The organism is Arthrobacter sp. JCM 19049, from assembly GCF_001310435.1.
In genome coordinates this window covers 1-876 of record NZ_BAXF01000727.1, presented here as the reverse complement: position 1 = coordinate 876, position 876 = coordinate 1, and the positions used below count along the sequence as shown (strand labels likewise).

2 protein-coding genes are annotated in these 876 nt (G+C 64.6%); one reads left to right on the top strand and one right to left on the bottom strand.

Going from position 1 to position 876, the window contains the following annotated elements; genetic code table 11:
• A partial coding sequence (locus tag JCM19049_RS15820; protein WP_279403400.1) for an aminopeptidase P family N-terminal domain-containing protein occupies positions 1-567 on the bottom strand: 567 nt, incomplete at its 3' end.
• Between the two features lie 161 nt (positions 568-728).
• On the opposite strand from JCM19049_RS15820, the gene JCM19049_RS21460 reads away from it, so the two are divergent.
• Positions 729-876, top strand: a 148-nt coding sequence (locus JCM19049_RS21460; protein ID WP_279403401.1) for a LysR family transcriptional regulator, incomplete at its 3' end; no start/stop codon positions are given.

Here is an 876-nt window from a genome sequence, read left to right as displayed (position 1 = left end):
CAGTGCGGTGCGCATCGCCTGGGAGCAGACCCGGCCGGCGGCGCGCATCAGTTCGACTTCAAAGGGGGACTTGACCAGGCGGACCCAGTTGACCAGCTCCCGGGACTCCTGCAGCTGCCATTCGGGCAGGGTCGCGGACAGGGCCATGAACATCCGGATGGAGAAGAAATGCGAATCGCCCTCGTAGCCCACGCGCAGCGCCCGGCCGTAGCCGGCATCCCGCAGGTGCCTGGCCACCCAGTCGCCGGGGTGGATCGCCGGGCGGTGCACAATCTGCTCCGGGTAGCCGATGACCCGCTCGGCGCGGATGCCGATCGCGGTGCGGTGCGCCCCGTGGGCGTCCATGTGGCGCATGTACATCAGCGGCTCGCCTTCGCAGGGCAGCACCAGGATCTGCGCGGTGTAGAAGGACCAGGCGTTGTAGCCAGTCAGGTAGTACAGGTTGGCGGGATCGGTGACCAGCAGAACGTCCAGTTCCTGCTGGGCCATGCGCCGGCGGACGCGCTGTTGGCGAGCTGCGTACTCGCTGCATTCCAGGTCACGGTGACCTTCCGGGGTGAACACCATTGTCGTTGTCTTTGTCCTATCACTTCCACGAATTCCCGAACTTTGTGATCTACAACATAGTTCCGCGCTCCCATCAGATAAAGTGGGTGCATCTTGTTTGTTCCGTTAAGCAGAACTTATGGGTGGGAACACCCGCCGACGACCGATGCCAGGAGGTCCAAATGCTTGATTTCAAGCGGCTGACGCTGCTGCGCGAACTGCAATTGCGCGGCAGCATCGCGGCCACCGCCCGGGTGCTGGGCATCAGCGCCTCGGCCGTCTCCCAACAGCTGGCCAAGCTGGAGGCGGAGGCCGGGCTGCCGCTGCTGG